The sequence below is a fragment of the Saccharopolyspora sp. NPDC003752 genome (assembly GCF_053605825.1).
Genome location: NZ_JBSGJZ010000007.1, coordinates 226,365 through 242,308, shown reverse-complemented (window position 1 = coordinate 242,308; position 15,944 = coordinate 226,365). Strand labels below are relative to the sequence as shown.

The 15,944-nt window shown below is 66.1% G+C and carries 15 protein-coding genes; 7 read left to right on the top strand and 8 right to left on the bottom strand.

The features are described 5' to 3' along the window. The 3 genes from ACWEV3_RS12320 to ACWEV3_RS12310 are packed head-to-tail and all read left to right on the top strand — an operon-like array spanning position 1 to position 2,695. Positions 1-465 carry an acetyl-CoA carboxylase biotin carboxyl carrier protein gene (locus ACWEV3_RS12320; protein ID WP_452613909.1) on the top strand — a complete coding sequence of 155 codons (465 nt, stop codon included), beginning with the start codon at positions 1-3 and terminating at the stop codon, positions 463-465. Continuing rightward, positions 465-1,826, top strand: coding sequence for an acetyl-CoA carboxylase biotin carboxylase subunit (locus tag ACWEV3_RS12315; protein ID WP_452613908.1), 1,362 nt, complete (start codon positions 465-467; stop codon positions 1,824-1,826). Before ACWEV3_RS12320 ends, ACWEV3_RS12315 begins: the two co-directional genes overlap by 1 nt. Next, on the top strand, positions 1,823-2,695 hold the full coding sequence (locus tag ACWEV3_RS12310) for an SCO6745 family protein (RefSeq protein ID WP_452613907.1): 873 nt from the start codon (positions 1,823-1,825) through the stop codon (positions 2,693-2,695). Before ACWEV3_RS12315 ends, ACWEV3_RS12310 begins: the two co-directional genes overlap by 4 nt. A gap of 110 nt (positions 2,696-2,805) precedes the next feature. Here ACWEV3_RS12310 and ACWEV3_RS12305 read toward each other — a convergent pair whose 3' ends face one another. From ACWEV3_RS12305 to ACWEV3_RS12295, 3 genes are all read right to left on the bottom strand, one after another. After that, positions 2,806-3,204: a hypothetical protein gene (locus ACWEV3_RS12305; RefSeq protein ID WP_452613906.1), complete on the bottom strand. Its 399-nt coding sequence runs from the start codon at positions 3,202-3,204 to the stop codon at positions 2,806-2,808. 348 nt (positions 3,205-3,552) lie between these two features. Then, entirely contained in the window at positions 3,553-4,995 is a 1,443-nt protein-coding gene (locus ACWEV3_RS12300) for a carotenoid oxygenase family protein (protein WP_452613905.1), read from the bottom strand. Positions 4,996-5,095: 100 nt separating this feature from the next. Continuing rightward, the gene (locus ACWEV3_RS12295) at positions 5,096-5,467 is read right to left on the bottom strand and encodes a hypothetical protein (protein WP_452613904.1); all 372 of its coding nucleotides are present in this window, start codon (positions 5,465-5,467) and stop codon (positions 5,096-5,098) included. Between the two features lie 367 nt (positions 5,468-5,834). Here ACWEV3_RS12295 and ACWEV3_RS12290 point away from each other — a divergent pair, with 367 nt between their 5' ends. The 3 genes from ACWEV3_RS12290 to ACWEV3_RS12280 are packed head-to-tail and all read left to right on the top strand — an operon-like array spanning position 5,835 to position 8,377. Further along, on the top strand, positions 5,835-6,428 hold the full coding sequence (locus tag ACWEV3_RS12290) for a TetR/AcrR family transcriptional regulator (protein WP_358606731.1): 594 nt from the start codon (positions 5,835-5,837) through the stop codon (positions 6,426-6,428). Positions 6,429-6,480: 52 nt separating this feature from the next. After that, positions 6,481-6,957 carry a carboxyl transferase domain-containing protein gene (locus ACWEV3_RS12285; RefSeq protein WP_452613903.1) on the top strand — a complete coding sequence of 159 codons (477 nt, stop codon included), beginning with the start codon at positions 6,481-6,483 and terminating at the stop codon, positions 6,955-6,957. 31 nt (positions 6,958-6,988) lie between these two features. Continuing rightward, entirely contained in the window at positions 6,989-8,377 is a 1,389-nt protein-coding gene (locus tag ACWEV3_RS12280; RefSeq protein WP_452613902.1) for an aminotransferase class V-fold PLP-dependent enzyme, read from the top strand. 876 nt (positions 8,378-9,253) lie between these two features. Here ACWEV3_RS12280 and ACWEV3_RS12275 read toward each other — a convergent pair. From ACWEV3_RS12275 to ACWEV3_RS12260, 4 genes are all read right to left on the bottom strand, one after another. Further along, a complete protein-coding gene (locus ACWEV3_RS12275) occupies positions 9,254-9,481 on the bottom strand; it encodes a hypothetical protein (protein ID WP_452613901.1) in 228 nt (75 codons plus the stop codon). Then, positions 9,478-10,515: an FAD-dependent monooxygenase gene (locus ACWEV3_RS12270; protein ID WP_452613946.1), complete on the bottom strand. Its 1,038-nt coding sequence runs from the start codon at positions 10,513-10,515 to the stop codon at positions 9,478-9,480. Before ACWEV3_RS12270 ends, ACWEV3_RS12275 begins: the two co-directional genes overlap by 4 nt. Further along, positions 10,458-11,717, bottom strand: a complete 1,260-nt coding sequence (locus tag ACWEV3_RS12265; protein ID WP_452613900.1) for an AMP-binding protein — start codon at positions 11,715-11,717, stop codon at positions 10,458-10,460. Before ACWEV3_RS12265 ends, ACWEV3_RS12270 begins: the two co-directional genes overlap by 58 nt. Before the next feature lie 223 nt (positions 11,718-11,940). Beyond that, positions 11,941-13,443, bottom strand: coding sequence for an ISL3 family transposase (locus ACWEV3_RS12260; protein ID WP_452613899.1), 1,503 nt, complete (start codon positions 13,441-13,443; stop codon positions 11,941-11,943). Positions 13,444-13,551: 108 nt separating this feature from the next. On the opposite strand from ACWEV3_RS12260, the gene ACWEV3_RS12255 reads away from it, so the two are divergent. Continuing rightward, on the top strand, positions 13,552-15,219 hold the full coding sequence (locus ACWEV3_RS12255) for a DUF6262 family protein (RefSeq protein WP_452613898.1): 1,668 nt from the start codon (positions 13,552-13,554) through the stop codon (positions 15,217-15,219). 176 nt (positions 15,220-15,395) lie between these two features. On the opposite strand, the gene ACWEV3_RS12250 is transcribed toward ACWEV3_RS12255, so the two are convergent. After that, positions 15,396-15,944 carry a GNAT family N-acetyltransferase gene (locus ACWEV3_RS12250; protein ID WP_452613897.1) on the bottom strand — a complete coding sequence of 183 codons (549 nt, stop codon included), beginning with the start codon at positions 15,942-15,944 and terminating at the stop codon, positions 15,396-15,398.

The following is a 15,944-nucleotide window of genomic DNA, read 5'->3' as shown; positions in this document are numbered from 1 at the left end:
ATGAGTGCAGAACGTGCTGAGGAGTCGCTGCGCGCGCTCCGACGTGAGGTCGAGGAGCTCGTTGCGCGCGTGCCGGGGCCGTTGCGCCAAGTCCGAGCAGCCGTCGGCGAGTGCCACATCGACCTGGAGTGGGGCGAAAGCCCCGGGGCCGCTGCTCCCTCTGCAACCGGCGCCAGGGCGAACCGTGCCGAGGCGAACGTCCCGATGGATGACGGCCTGGTCGCCGTCGAAGCCCCGCTGGTGGGCACCTTCTACCGCTGTCCGGCGCCCGGTGAGAAGCCATTCGTCGAGGTCGGCGACAGCGTGCTGGCAGGCCAGCAGGTGGGGATCGTCGAGGCGATGAAGCTGATGAACGCGGTCTACGCGGACTGCGACGGCCGTGTGGAGGTCGTCCACGTGGACGACAGCGTGATGGTCGAATACGGCCAAGCCCTGGTGAGCATCGCACCTGACGAGGAGTTGTGATGTTCCGCAAGCTGCTGGTCGCCAACCGGGGCGAGATCGCCGTCCGCGTCGTCCGGGCCTGCCGTGATCTCGGCATTTCGACCGTGGCGGTCTACTCCGAAGCGGACGCCAACACGTTGGCGGTGGAGCTTGCCGACGAAACCGTGTGCATCGGGCCAGCTGACTCGCGCGCGAGCTACCTCAGCATCCCCGCGATCATCGAAGCTGCGCTGAAGACCGGGAGCGACGCGATCCACCCGGGTTACGGCTTCCTGGCCGAGGATTCGGACTTCGCCGAAGTGTGCGCTGAGAACGGAATCACGTTCGTCGGCCCCCCGCCCGAGGTGATGGAGGAGGTGGCGGACAAGGCGGTGGTCCGCGCGATCATGCAGGAAGCCGGGCTGGAGATCCTCCCCGGCTCCATCGGCACGGTGCCAAGCGTGCGTGATGCCGAGGAGATCGCTTCCTCCATCGGTATGCCGGTCGTGGTGAAGGCTTCGGCGGGAGGTGGGGGACGCGGGATCTCGGTGGTGCGCGAGCACGCAGATCTTCCGACGATCTTCCGGACCACGCGGCAGACCGCCCAGTTGCTGTTCAAGGACAGCTCCGTCTACGTCGAGCGGTACCTCAATTCCGCGCGCCATGTCGAGGTGCAGGTCCTCTGCGACGGAAGAGGAGGGGCTGTCCACCTCGGCGAGCGCGACTGCTCGGTGCAGCGACGCAACCAGAAGCTGATCGAGGAGTCTCCTTCGCCAGCGCTGGACACAGCTTCACGTGAGCGGATCACCGAGCTAGCGCTCCGTGGCGCCAAGGCGGTCGATTTCCAGGGGGCCGGGACGATGGAGTTCATCGTCGACGACGACGGTCGCGCCTACTTCATGGAGATCAATCCCCGCATCCAGGTCGAGCACCCGGTGAGCGAGGCTGTGACGGGAATCGACGTGGTCCGGGAACAGATCCTGGTGGCGAGCGGGGCACCGCTCTCGTTCGCACAGGGCGACGTCGTGCTGCGAGGGCATGCTATCGAGTGTCGAGTCAACGCGGAGGATCCCGAGCACAACTTCCGGCCCGCCACCGGACACCTCGAACAGTTCCGACTCCCCGGCGGGCCGGGCGTCCGGGTCGACACCCACTGCAGCGCGGGGATGCCGGTGAGCCCCCACTACGATTCGTTGCTCGCGAAACTGATTTGCTGGGGTGAGGACCGGGAGGCCGCGCTCCGCCGGTCGCGGGCCGCGCTGAGCGAGTTCCTCGTGCGCGGTGCAGGGGTTCGCACAACAATCCCCTTCTTGCGCGAAGTCCTTGACACGACCGCCTTCCGCGACGGTCGTGCTACCACGGGGCTGGTCGAGGAGATGATGGCATCGGCGGTGGCACCGTGACGGCCCGAGCCACCTGCTCAGGACTGGTACCTGTTCAGCGGCGCATCTGGCGGCAGTGCGAGCCTCTGCACGCGGTGACGTATTTCGCGCGGCCGGCGCGCGAGGCCTTCGCAAAGGCGGGATTGCGTGGCGGTCTCATGGCGTACATCGCTGGCCGGGTCGCCGCACTCGGGCCGGTCGGTGCAGCCCTCGGGTCGGCCGTGTTGTTCAGCTTCCATCCTTCCCTCGTTGAACGGATCCTCCCGCGCGCGTGGACATTCGCCTCTGCTTCGAACGTGCTCGCAGCGCGCGAAGCCGGCGCTCGCGATTCGCTGTTCGAGCTGCTCGGGGATGAGATGCCATCTGCGGACGCGTTGTGGACGGCGGCAATCACCATCGAGTCGGCTCTGGCGAGCGAGCCGTCGCACGGTAGGGCGATGTTCGCTGCCCATCGCGCCCTTCCCCGGTCGGACGACCCGTTGACCCGCCTCTGGCAAGCATCGACCGTGCTGCGCGAGCACCGTGGAGACGGGCACGCCGCAGTGCTCGTGACCGCCGGTGTCGACGCCTGCGAGGCCCACGTGTCAGCCATTGCTGCGGGCGGACTGGCGCACGATTGGTTGCGTTTCCGCGGCTTCTCCGACCAGGACCGAGCTGCGGCGCAGGAGCGGATGTGCGAACGCGAGTTCATGTCAACCGACGGAACCCTGACAGCCGCAGGGTACGAAGAGCGAGCCACCCTGGAGCGCCGCACCGACGAGGCCGCCGCTGCGGCTTGGGACGAGGTCGATGAGGGCGACCTCGTCATGTGCGAGGAGACTTTAACTCGCATCGCTGACGTGCTGGCCCGCGCCAAAGTGCTCCCGGACCCATATCCACCCGTGGGATGAACCTGACGACCGCTGCGGGCCGGACACCTCGTGGGCAAGAGGACCTACCCGCACCTGTCGCACGGACCTTCCAAGCGCGGCCGCCCATGTGAAAAAGGGATGTGGTGGCCTCATGGCCGGTCCCGGTTGGGTTCCGCCAGCGGGAGCAGCCATCGCTCCATCGCGACCACTGCGCGCGTGATGATGGGCAGGCCGAAGCGGGCCAGACCGGCGCCCCATCGGGAGTGGTGCATGCGCAGCAAATCAGGCCCGATCGTGGAGAAGATGAGAGCGAGACCGGACATGCCGCGCACTGCCACCACGGCGTGTCGAATCCGGTGCTGCTCGTCGAACGAGAGGACGAGGTACTCCTCGAACTCGATGCCGTTCGATCGTCCGTGAAAGCCGACTACGCGGGTCGCGCCCTCACCGACGTCGGTGTGGTAGTCGAGGTAGTCCAGCTTCGAGAAGAGGATGCCCAGCAAGGAGCCGACCTCCGCCCGCCCCTCGAAGCGGAACGAGTCCGTCATCGGCGTGTGGAGGACCACGTTCGTCGCGAGCAAGGACTTGGCTGCGTCGAGATCCTTGCGGCGGGCGGCCCGGCACCACCGCCATGCGCTTTCGGCAGCACTGCGGCCCGGCCCGGGGGCATCGATGAACCCGTTCGGCGAACGTTGGCCTGGCTCGCAGGAAGCGTCGTGTTCTGGGGCCGGCCGCAGGAGGGGAGTCTTCGCTTTGCGCGCAGAACGGCGGAGCATCGTTTATCGCCTTTCCATGGTGATCCGGCGACGCGCCCCCCGCGATCTCCTTCGGCAAGTGGCCGCCTCTTCATCATCGCCGGTGGTGGATGCGGAGCCGGGCTCGGTCGTTTCGAGTTCTTATTGCGGATCGATGAACGTGCCGTGAAAACCGAAGGGGATCGTCTGAGGTGTCCTGGCTCGCCCCAGTTCTCGCATGTCCCGAGCATCCAGCACGAGCAGTACCGAGCTGCGTCCGTGGAGGTCGAGTGCGACCGCGAGGATCACGCCATCGTCTTCGTCGTGCGGATCCCGGTCCGGGGACGGGACGAAAACCGGCTCACCGGGATAAAGCCCCTCTTGCTCCCACACGAGATGCTCGCCCGAGTGCGTGTCCACCTTCACCAAGCGGTCGTAGAAGCCCCGCTCGCTGCTTGCTCGGATACCGTACGCGAAGCGGTAGGGGAGGCCCTCACGATCAGGATCGATGCGTGGCAGTTCAGCGCCCATCGAGGTCAGGATCCGGCGTTCAGCAGTCCCCTCCTCCAGGTCGAGGTCAATGCGGATGAGATCGGCGTGCGGAATCGGTTTCCCGGATCGCAGATTGTCGAGGTAGAAGGAGTTGAGGATGGCTGTGTCTGAATAGCCGACGAGATCGAGGTGGAGCCGCTTTGGCGCGTGGGGATCTGCGAAGGCGTTCACGTGGTGAAAAGCGAAGAGCGGCTCAGGCAGGTGCAGGGTGTTGACCTCACCGGTTTCGAGGTCGATGACACGAATGTTGGTGCCGCGGCGTGGTTTCCACCGGTAGTTCTTGATGAAAGCGCGGTTGCGGAGGACGAACGACAGCGGGTTCACGACGTGGGGGAACTCAACCAGGACTGCGTGGTTCTCCGTTACCGCGAAGCTGTGCATGTAACTCGGACGGTCCACCGGGATCACCGCGACCGCGCTTCGGCTGGAAGAGTCGGAGGGCTGGCGGTACACGGTGTAGGAGCTCTGGCGGGAGAAGCGGATCAGGTAGTTCACGAGGTCGCCAGAGCCGGGGTGCACGCCCGGGTGAGCGGACGTGACGTTACCGCGGAGGCGATCGCCGTAGTCGACGACGCCGACCGTTTCGAGCGTGGCCGGATCGAACTCGATCGGCAGGGGCGTCTCGGTGATCCCGCTCACCTTGCCATCGATGCGTGCGATGTTGACCGAACCGTTGTAGTTCGAAGGGCGGTCGGTGGAGAAGTGGGTGAAGATCTTCTTGAAGAGCGAACGGCAGGGGTCGGTTGCGAATTCCGGGTAGGTCAGCTTGCCCGCATCGGCCAACGCCCTCTTGTTGGGCGTATCCAGAAAGCTGTTGCTGTAGGTCACCCGGCCACCCTCGAGATGGAAGCGGTGCACCATGGCCAGGCCGTCGAACCAGTGCCGGAGAGCGGTCCGGCCCTCGCCGAAGTGAGCGGGGCCGTTTCGCAGCAGGGTTCCCGCGAGCCAGGTGGGAATGACTCCTTCGCTGGGGAGCTCCGTGGGCACTGGCTGTTCGGTGGCGTTCCTGAAGCCTTCGGTGCGTACGTCCGACTGACCGCGGTGTGTGGTCAAATCGACTCCTCCGGTGCAAATCTGGACTGGCGTGCAGTCACGTCCGTCGCTAGCAAGCGTTCCACTGGTGAGCGCCTCCACAAGCCCGATTGGGCTCCGTTCACGCCGCCAGCAAACCGATTCCCAGGGTGACCACGCCTACTCCCAACGAGAGCGCGCCCAGCCACACCAACCAGATCAGCCCGTTCGGTTTCGTCACCTCGCCGCGTCCCATTGACGAGAAGAAGAACCCAGCGGAGATGAGCGCTGCCGACGCCGGAACTCCGATCCGGGCCAGCCACCCCAAAGCTCCGTGCAGTCCGGCCGAATCGGCCAGCATCAACGTCACCAGGCTCAACGTGACGAGCACACCAGCGTGTGCGTGACCGGCGCGCGCGAAGGTCTTCTGGAAGGTGGTCATCGCTACCTTGCCTCGGACGATCTGGGTCATGAACCACCCGCCGAACTCAATCCCGACGATCGTCAGCAGCACGGCTCCCGCGATGTATCGCGACGCGTCCGTGAGCTCCATACCTTGCAAAACCGCTCCTCAGGTTCGAAACATCGTTGCGCAACGGCATTCGCCTGGCCTATGGACACGTGGGGTGTCGGCAATCTGGTGCCCCGCTTGCCGGCCGGTGGCCCGCTGTGGGGTCGTAGGGACCGATGGAGACGGACATGATCAAACCGATCACGGGAAGTCGCCCCGCATAGGATCCCCGTGAGCCATTCGATCCTGGCATAACACCTTTATGTAACACTGTTTCTGCGGGGTCGTCAACAACCCAGGCGAGCGCTGCCGGGCCTGCTTGTTGCCGCCCCATCGTGGGACGAAACGATGTTATGGTACACTGTTGCGGATGGGACGCAAGAAGGTGTACGACGAGACGCTTCGTCTCCGACTGCTCGATCGCGCGGGCGAGCTCTTGACCGAGGGCGGGAGCGACGCCCTCAGCCTGCGTGATCTCGCCAAATCTGCAGGCACCTCGACCAGCGCCGTATATTCACTGTTCGGTGGAAAGTCCGACCTGTTGCGCGCGCTGTACATCGAGGGGTTTCGTCGGTTGAGCTGGCGACTCCGATCGGTGGATCCGGCTCCTGGCCCAGTCGAGCATTTGGTGCAGCTGGCCCACGCTTACCGCGCCAGCGCGCTAGCGGACCCGAACTACTACCGGGCCACTTTTAGTCGTCACCACGACGAGAAGGATGAGGACTTCATCAGAGCAGGAGCCAGCGCCTTCGAACCTTTGCTGGAGACCGTGCAACGCGGCATCAAGACCGGCAGCCTTGTCGAAGAGGACCCGATGGCAGTCGCCTCGGCGTTGTGGGCACTAGTGCACGGTCTGGTCACCCTGGAACTGAGTGACTTGCTTCTCCGGCAAGACACGGAATCCTTCGATTACGCCGTACGTGCGGCACTGCGCGGATGGCAGGCGGACATAGCGTCACGATAGCTCTTGTAGCCGCAAGCCTCATCTGAGGAACCTGCTGTTCGCCCTGCACTCCGTGCAGGGCGAGGAAGGTCTGCGCGCGTTGCTGCCGGACCGTCCGCAGCGCGCCTACGATGTCAAGCCGGTGATCCGCGGCATCCTCGATCAGAAGGACGACGGGACCCCGGATTTCGAGGAACTGCAGGCTAAGTGGGCCCCGAACATCGTGGTCGGCCTCGGCCGGCTCGGTGGCCGAAGCGTCGGTGTGGTCGCCAACAACGCGCTGCGCAAGGGCGGCTGTCTGGACTCGCTGTCCGCGGAGAAGGCCGGGCGGTTCGTGCGGATGTGCGACTCGTTCGGCGTGCCGCTGCTGGTGCGTGAGGTGCGGTCGATGCAAGCGCGCTTGGCTAGTGCCTGCCTACTGTGGATGGATGCAATTCGGGTAAGACGAAATGCCTTGTTTTGCTGGGAACGATGGTTTTGCTTTCTCGATCTCGGTACCGGCAGCTTCCCCGGAACGACTTCGCGATCAGGTCACGGGCCGATACGGTGACGCTGGTCAGAGGTTCTGAGGCTTTCCCTTGGTGGTGAAGGAGAACAGCGTGCTGACCGAATCAAGTTCGATTGCCGGGCTCGAGCAGGTTCCGAGCGTCATCGGCGCTGATCTGGAAGTGCCGTTGGTGACCGGGCAGTCGGTGCCCTACGCCAATTTGGACTATGCCGCGAGCACTCCATGCCTGACCGACGTCCATCGCGAGGTCGAGCGACTGCTGCCCTGGTACAGCAGCGTGCACCGAGGCGCTGGGTTCACCTCCCAGGTGTGCACGCGGGTCTTCGAACAGGCCAGGGGAGCGGTCCGTCGATTCGTCGGCGCCACACCGGATTCCGAGGTGCTCTTCACCCGGAACACCACCGACGCGCTGAATCTCCTCGGACGTGCGCTTCCGCCGGGCACCACGGTGTTTCGCTTCTCCACCGAGCACCATGCGGCGCTGCTGCCCTGGGCCGGGGCCCGGGTGTGCCGCATGGGGGTGCCGACCAGCGCGACGAACGCTGTGCGGACGCTGGCCGCCGAGCTGGCCGCTGCCCCAGAAGGACCAAAATTGGTGGTGATCACCGGGGCTTCGAACGTCACCGGGGAATTGTGGCCGGTGTTGGAGTTGGCAGAAGTGGCCCGCGCGCATGGCGCGCGCACCGTGCTCGACGCGGCCCAGCTGGCTGCGCATGGGCCGTTGGAACTGGCGGACTGGGATGTTGATTGGGTGGCGCTGTCCGGGCACAAGTTGTATGCACCTTTCGGTGCAGGCGCCCTGGTGGGAGCGACTGATTGGCTGGACGCCGCCGAGCCGTACCTGGCCGGTGGCGGAGCCACCGCGCGGGTTGCCGAAGATGCAGGCCGGGAATGCGTGACCTGGTCCAGTCTGCCGCATCGTCACGAGGCCGGGTCCCCGAACGTGGTGGGCGTCCATGCGATGGCAGTCGCCTGCGACACGCTGTCGGATATCGGCTGGAACCTGATCACCAGGCAAGAAGAGGAACTGGCAACCCGATTGCGGCGGGGTCTGGACGAGATCCCCGGTGTGCGCCAGCTCGGGATGTGGGACGAGGAGCATCCCAGGATCGGTGTCGTGTCGTTTGACGTCGCCGACTGCGCAGGCGAACCCGCAGACCCGCGACTCATCGCGACCGCGCTCGCCGCAGAGCACGGAGTCGGCGTGCGGGACGGGGCATTCTGCGCGCACCAAGCCGTGCATTCCATGCTGGAACGGATCGGCGGGCACGAGCACAACAGAGCTCTGCGAGCCAGCGTCGGCCTCGGTACTACGACTGAGCACATCGACCGGCTGCTGGGAGCACTCCAAGACTTGGTCCGCAACGGTCCGCGGTGGCCCTACAGACAGTTCGACGAGGGGTGGTCCCCAGACCCCGATCCTCGACCGGTACCAGATTTCTTGCCCGGACAATTGAATTGAGTGGCATCGGCCTACACGCGCGGCGGAGCCAGCACCGCCGCGCGTGTAGGCCGAACCGCGCGCAGCGCACTCGCTCTCAAGGTCTCGACCCACCCAATGTTTGATCTTCCTCCGAAAGAAAGGAGGCACCGTCCGCTTGCCCCGCCTCTCCAAACTCGATCGGTACCTACAAGATCACGTCGAACAGCGAGGCGTTGCCCCTGCCGAAAACCTCATCCGTGCTGGTCATGCGGCATTCCGGTACTCGTGGAGGATGCCACCGAGGCGATCGCGCCTTCGTATGTCGAGGTGGGTGAGCTGCTCAGGGGCGGTGATCGGTTGGGGGAGTGGGTATAGCGGGCGGGCGTTCGCAATGCCTTGATGGGGTCGGTGTTCGTTGTAGAACCTCTAGAACTCGCGTAGGGCGTGAAGGAGACAACTGAACCGACTGGCCGACGTTATCTCCGACACGCCCGCACGGCATCCAGCCCCGGATGTGGATGGCGGGCAGTGAAGTGCGGTCGCCGGGCGGAGCGTGGTCGGAAGTTTCACGCTGTTCGCCTCGTGTGCCGTGACTGCTGCGCTCCTGATTGCCTTGGCGACCCGGAGTCACGTACTGCGGCGCAGCAGTCGTCGGAGAGCGACAGCAGGATGTCCACCGAGAGCAACTGATCCCAACGGCGTGGGATCGCCCACCGGGCGACGAAGACTGTTGGGTACTGGCGAGGCAGTTCGCGTTTTTGCTCACCAACAATCTGTGTTGGTGCTGCTTGCGGGCCGCCGGACTACAAGGAACGCTTACCAGTCTTCATTGACCTGTGCTGCGCTCCCATGGCCCCGCGCGACGCAATCTTCGCGCCGAGAGCACATCCCAGGAAGCCTCATCGTTGTCATCGGTCAGCTGTCAGACGGTTCCAGGCACACGAGGTCTGTGCGGCCGGCTGCGACGCCGGCCGCGATGTCGTCCCGGAACCGTGCCGGTGCGTCGGTGACGACGAGACCACCGGTTTCGGTGCGCAGGCGTTCGCCGATGTCGAGCCGGGTGAGCAGGTCTCCGCGGTCGCCGTCACCGGTGAGCCGGAATCCCTGCCAACCCGCGGCGACGAAGTCGTGCGCTCGTTTCACCAGCTCGTCCCCGGCTGTGCCCCACGGGTCGTCGAGCGTGATGGGCAACTTGGCGAGGTGCACCCCGGGTGGCGGGGCGGCGATGACTTCCGGGGCGTCGGCGGTGATCGAGTCGATCCGGGCGGGGTCGAGCTCGCGCCGCGCCCAGGATTGGCCCCCATGGCGCAGCGGTCGGCGCAGCACCCAGTCGCAGACCTGTTTGGTGGGCACGTCCGCGGGCTGGACGTCGGCGAACTGCGAAAGACCCCGCCGCACGATCTGGGGTTGGCCCCGGCGAACCGTTCCAGCCCGACGTTGCCGGCCCGGGACATGTAGACCAGCATCAGCCGGTCCACCGGGAGATGGGTTCGGCGTGGGAAGGAGTCCCACCACAGGCGGCTTCGCCGGGCCAATTCCTGCAGCCTCTGCACCTGCGGGCGGCGCTCCTGCTCGTAGGTGGCCAACGCGGTCGGCAGGTCGGGCGCAGCGGCGACCGCATTGCGCAGCGCGATCGCGTCTTCCATCGCGAGCTTGGTTCCCGAGCCGATTGAATAGTGCGCGGTGTGCGCGGCGTCGCCCAGCAGTACCGCATTTCCCCGCGTCCAGCGTTCGCAGTGCACGGTGCGGAACCTCAGCCACCGGGTGCGGTTGCCGATGAGCTGGTGACCATGCAGGTGTTCGGCGAAGGCGTCCTGGAGGTAGGCCAGTGCCGTGGTGTCGGATTCTGTGAGCGGGGTCGAGTTCGTGGTGGTGTCGAAGCCGGCGGCGCGCCAGGTGGCCTCGTCGGTCTCGATGAGGACTGTGCTGCGGTCGGTGGCATAGGGGTAGGCGTGGGTGACGAACGTGCCGTGCGCGGTGGTGACCGGGGCGAAGATCGCGGCTTCCAGTGCGAAGTCGGTGCCGGCCCACAGGTACAGGCCCCCGGCGACGTCCACGGTTGCGCCGAAGTCGGCTGCGTGGTCGGTGCGGGACTGGCTGCTGACGCCGTCGGCGATGATCACCAGATCGGCGTCGAGCTCGTCGAGCTTGCGCCGCTGCCCGTAGCGCAGGTCCACTCCGGCGGATTCGGCGTGGCGGTGCAGGATGTCGAGCAGGGCAGGGCGTGCGATGCCGACGAGGGCGCCGTTGTGCACCCGCGATTCCGTGCTGTCCACCAGCATGCGCATGTCGTGCGGTCGTCCAGCGGCGACGATGTCGGCGTGGGTGGCCGGGTCTGCGGATGCCAGGTCTCGGCGACCTCGTCGTCACCTCCGACGTCGAGGACGCGGACCTCGTCGGAGGGTGCGATGGGAGTGCCGACGGTGTGGCGGCGCACCCATTCCGGCGCGTCGGGTGGCGTGTAGAGGAACATTCCCTCGGCCATGCCGAACATTTGCTGGGTGCGCAGGCCCAGTTCTTTCTCGATCCTGTCGAGCAGTTCCGGGGAGGGGCGCTGTCCGCCGATGACGAAGAGCGCGACGCTGCTGAGGTCGGTCGCCCTGGCCTCGGCGTGCTCGAGCATGCGGATCGCCACGGCGGGCGGTACGACCGGCAGCGCCGTGACTCGTTCGGTTGCGATCAGGCCGAGCACAGTGCCAGCGTCGGCCGTTGGCGCGAGGACGCACGCAGCGCCCGTCAAGTGGGCGGGCTGCACCGCCGCCACGGTCCCGGCGTTGTGCATGACAGGCAGGGCGTGCAGCACCACTGATTCGGCGGTGAGTTCGAGCGCCTGAGCCCAGATCCGGGAGTTGTAGACGTATTCGTGGTGGCGGCGAGGCGCGATCTTCGGCAGTCCGGTGGTGCCACCGGAGAGCTGGAAGGCCACGACACCCGCTGGGTCGTTTTCGACGCAGGCGAGGCGGCGCCGTGCTTCAGCCGTGCGGCCGGCGGCGAGGACGTCGCTGTAGGAATAGGCACCTTCCGGCGCGGGACCCCGGGCGACGAGGAGTACGTCGAGGCTGTCGACCTGCTCCGTCAACCGGCAGCCGAGTTCGACCAGATCGCGCCCGCGGAAGTCGGCCTGCACCACGTGGCCGCGCGCATGTGTGTGCTCGGCCAGGAGGCCTACCTCGCGCGAACCGTGCTGCGGCAGCGTGCAGACCGGTACGACCCCGGCCTTGACGGCCCCGTAGTAGACGATGACGGTCTCGGCCACGTTCCCCATCTGGAACATCAGCGGGTCGCCCGGCTGGAGCGGGGTCAAGGCGAGCAGTCCTGCGGCGAACGTGTCGGTGATCGTGTCGAGCTCAGCGAACGAGTACCGCGCTTCGGCTGTCACCAGTGCGGTTCGGTCGCGGTGAGCGGCCGCAACGGAACGGAATGCGTCCCCTAGTGTCTGGATGCCCCAGACGCCGTCGTGCCGGTAGCGCTCGGCTCGTTCGGCGGGGAAGGGAGACGGGCCTCCTGGTGGTTGATCATCGGAAGCTGACCAGAGTTCGAGACGCGGGCCCTGTCATGAGAACGGCTCTGTCGCTGGTTGCGTGATCAATGATGCTGGAGGGTTATTGGTCGAGTAGGATTCTCTTGCGTAGCAGGGCGAAGCTGGCTTTTCCGTAGGTTTGGCGTTTGAGCATTTTGATCTTGTTGTTGATGCCTTCGGCGGGACCGTTGCTGTAGGGCAGGGTCAGGCCGGCGGTGGTGGCGTCCCAGTCTTTTTCGAGGCCGTTGAGGTAGGCGTCGAAGCCGGGTAGTGCGTCGTCGCGGGTGGTGGCGATCCAGGCGGCGAGGTCCTGGCCACGGCGGCCGGTGAGGATGGCGGCGAACTCACGCACCCGGGTGGCCAGGGGGGTCATCCCGGGACAGCTGGCGATCAGATCGTCGAGGTGGCGGCGAGTAGGGCCGGACAGACCCTCGGGGCGGCTCATGATCCAGGAGACCAGACGGCGTGGGAAGGGCGCGAGGCGTTGCGGGTCGGCCCGTCCCTGGTTGATGTAGCGGACCAGGAGGTTCGCGCTGCCGGTGTAGCCCTGGTCGCGGATTTCGGCCAGGATCCGCGTCACCGGCGTCTTTTCGGCCAGACGGCGCTGAACGTGGTCGCGGTGGGCATCGACCAGGCAGGGGCCGTAACGCGGTGGGCGTAGCAGGTCCTCGACCCGTTCGGCGCGGGCGTAGCGTTTGACGGTGTTCAGCGCCCAGCCCAGCCGCCGGGCGCATTCCATCAGGCCGACCCCTTGGGCTCGGAGTTCGTGAACGGCGGCGAACCGTTGCCGTGTGCGTGCGTCCAGCGTCGAATCTGCCTTGCGGGGCAGGGTGTTCCAGGATGTGGCGTAGGCGACGACGCTCTTTTCCACCGCCGCGGCCAGGTTGTGCCAGAGATGCCATCGGTCACTGGCCTGCACCGCTTTCGGGGCGCCCTGACGGATGGCCTCGGCATAGGCTGCCGATCCGTCACGGCAGACCACCTGGGCGCCGGGGTGTTCACGCAGCCATGCGGCCACAGTGTCGGCTTTGCGGTCCGGGAGCACGTCGAGGCGGCGGTGAGTGACCGCGTCGATCAGCAGCGTCGCATACTTGCGGCCCCGCCTGATCGCGAAGTCATCGACACCGAGCACGGCGACTGTTCCGACGTCGGGTTCGGGTAGCGCGTGGACCAAGCGCAGCAGCGTGCTCCGGCTCGCCGCCATCCCCAGCCGGGACACCAAACGCGCCCCGGCTCTGCCCGCCAGTGCCAACCCGATGTGTTCCAAAGCCTTGCGGCACACCGTAGTTCGGCGGGCGTGCTTGGAGGTCAGGTCGTCGACCTGTTCGGCGAACGTCCGAACAGGACAGTCAAGGTCATCACAGAAGAACCGGCGCACCTGTAATCGCAGCGTCACTGGCTGGCCGGCCATAGAGACGTCAGCCAGCCCGCGGTCATAGCGGCTGTGAACCCGCCGCGACCTACCGCCGCAGGACGGGCAGATGCCATCGTCGGCCTTGACACGTGCCCAGACCAGCACGCCTGCCCCGGACCGCTCGATCCGCTCGACCATCACGCCGGCCAGGTGGGGCAGCAACGAGTCCAAACACTGATGATCACACGCCGACCATGATCACAAAGACCCGAACAGCACCAGCCACCAGGCCGACAGTTGATCACGCAACCAGCGACAGAGCCACTCGGCGAGGAGCACATGCTGCGTTTCGTCACCGACCAGCGTCACCGGGCTACCCACGGCTTGCCGTCGTTGAGCATGAAGAAGGCCGACGGCACGGCATTCGCGACCACGCAAGCTTCCCGGCGTCTGATCTTCAACCACGTTCGGCGACTGCTGCGCAACGCGATGGACTCCGGCGAGACTGACCGGATCGGCCTGGACCGCGGCTTCGTCATCGCGGCACCGTCAGGCGGCAAAGCCGTACACCGGACCCGGACCCCGTTCTCCGACGACGTCGCCCGCGCACTCGCCGCCACGACCGCCGAACGCCGAGCCTTGGCTCTGTTCCCGACGCGAAGCCGAAACCTCGCCGGTCAAAAGTCCCTGTCCTACAGCTGGTTCAGCACAGGCTTCAAGCAATGGATCGCTGAGCTGAACCTCGGCACGTGCGTTCCGCATCAGGCCCGGCACACTCTGGCCACGACGCTGCTGCGCCACGGTGCCAGCCTGACCCACATCCGCCGCTATCTCGGCCAGGTCTCCGATCGTATGGCAGAGCACTACACCCATGTCGCCGTGTCTGAGATCGAGGACGTCCTCCAGCATGTGTGGGTCGCAGGCCCCGCAGCGCCTCACCCCGGCGAGTTGCTCTCCGGTGACACCAAGGCCATGAGCCGCGAGCAGGCGCATGCCCTGGCAATCGACCTCTCGCGCCGCAGCACCGCGGCCGAAGGCGGATTCTGCACCTTCCAACCTGTTGTCAACGGCGACGCCTGCCCCTGGAAGCTGGACTGCCACAACTGCGACAAGTTCGTCCTATCCGGCGCCGATCTCCTCTACTGGCGCCGCAAACGCGAGCAGTGGCGCTCCATCGCCGAACGCGCACCGGATGACGCCACCGCCGACTACCTCCACCAGGTCTTCGAACCCACCGGCCGCGCGATCGACGGGCTGGAGAAAGCACTGGCGGGTATGGGCCTGCTCGACGAAGCACTCGCCCTCGACCTGCGACGTCCCCAGGACTACTTCCACCGGATTTGGGAGTCTGTCCTTTCGAGCCACCGAACTCACAGGCGCCTCTTCACCCGCCGACAGCAACGATTCTGCGGAGCCTCAACCGTGAACAACCCCCGATACTCGTCTCGCACGGCGGCAGCAACCGCAGCCCGCCAGGAACGAACGGCCGCGGCCCTCCAGCGCGTCCACGACGCCATCGCACGCATGCGCCGGGAAAAGACCCCGATCACCGCCGCTGGTGTCGCACGACGAGCTGGCGTCTCCCGAACCTTCCTCTACGAGAACCCCGAGGCGCGAACTGCGGTCAGCACGACCAGGACGGCCGCGACAGCCGACCGCGCAGCAGCCGACGCGCAGCACGAAGCCGATATCGAGGCCACCTGGCGAGAGCGCGCGCTCAACGCGGAGGCCACGTTGAAGACGGCCCACGAGGAGATCATCAAGCAACGCAATCACATCGGCGACCTTATGGGCCAGATCCGCGACCTGGAATCCGAATGGTCCGAAGACTCCATCCTCCGCATCACGACCGAGAACACCACGCTCAAACAACAGGTTCGGCAACTCACTCACGACAACCAGAAACTTGACGAACGACTGAAAGCCGCACGCTCGAACGTCCGTTTCCAGGACCGACAGATCGCCGACCTCGAAATGCGACTCCTCGACCCCGCCCAAAGCAAATGATCATCTCAAAGGGCACCACGACCGGGGCATCTCAAACCTGGTTGAGCCACCCAGCGCGGCTGACATCAAACATCCCCGTACGTTTCCCTGCGACGTGCTCCACGAGGTCGAGCGGCGTAGCGATGCCGACGACCGATCGGTGGCTTGGAGGATCCGTCGCGCTCTCAGGCGCGAACTCAACCGGACGGCGTGACCGAGGACCACTCGCCGAACCACTGCTCGGCGCCGTACGCCGCGAACCGCTCCACCTCGGTGAACCCCAGTTTCGCAGCGAGGCGCATCGAGCGGTCGTTGGCCGTCTGAGTGCAGAGCACCACCGGCTTGCCGGGAAGCGCGTCGGCGAGCCAGCCGAGCGCCGCCGCGCACGCCTCAGCGGCGTACCCGCGTCCCCACGCCTCTGGCAGGAGGAGGTAGCCGAGCCAGGCCTCCTCAGCATCTGGACGGATAGGCCCCGGACGTTCCACGTCACGCCGATCGAAGGTAATGATGCCGATCACCGCTCCGTCGAGATCGATCACGAAGAATCCAGGGCGCCGTCCTGGCACTTCAGGCATCGTGCGCTCGAGCTCATCACGCGGTTGAGGGCCACCGATGTAGGTGCCCACCTCTGGCGAGGAGAACAGCTCGATGAGCGCCGCACGGTCCTGGGCCTCGGACTCGCGTAGTAGGAGCCGCTCGGTCTTGATCGGGACAGGTGGCCAGGCAACGGGTCCGAGCTCAGTCAT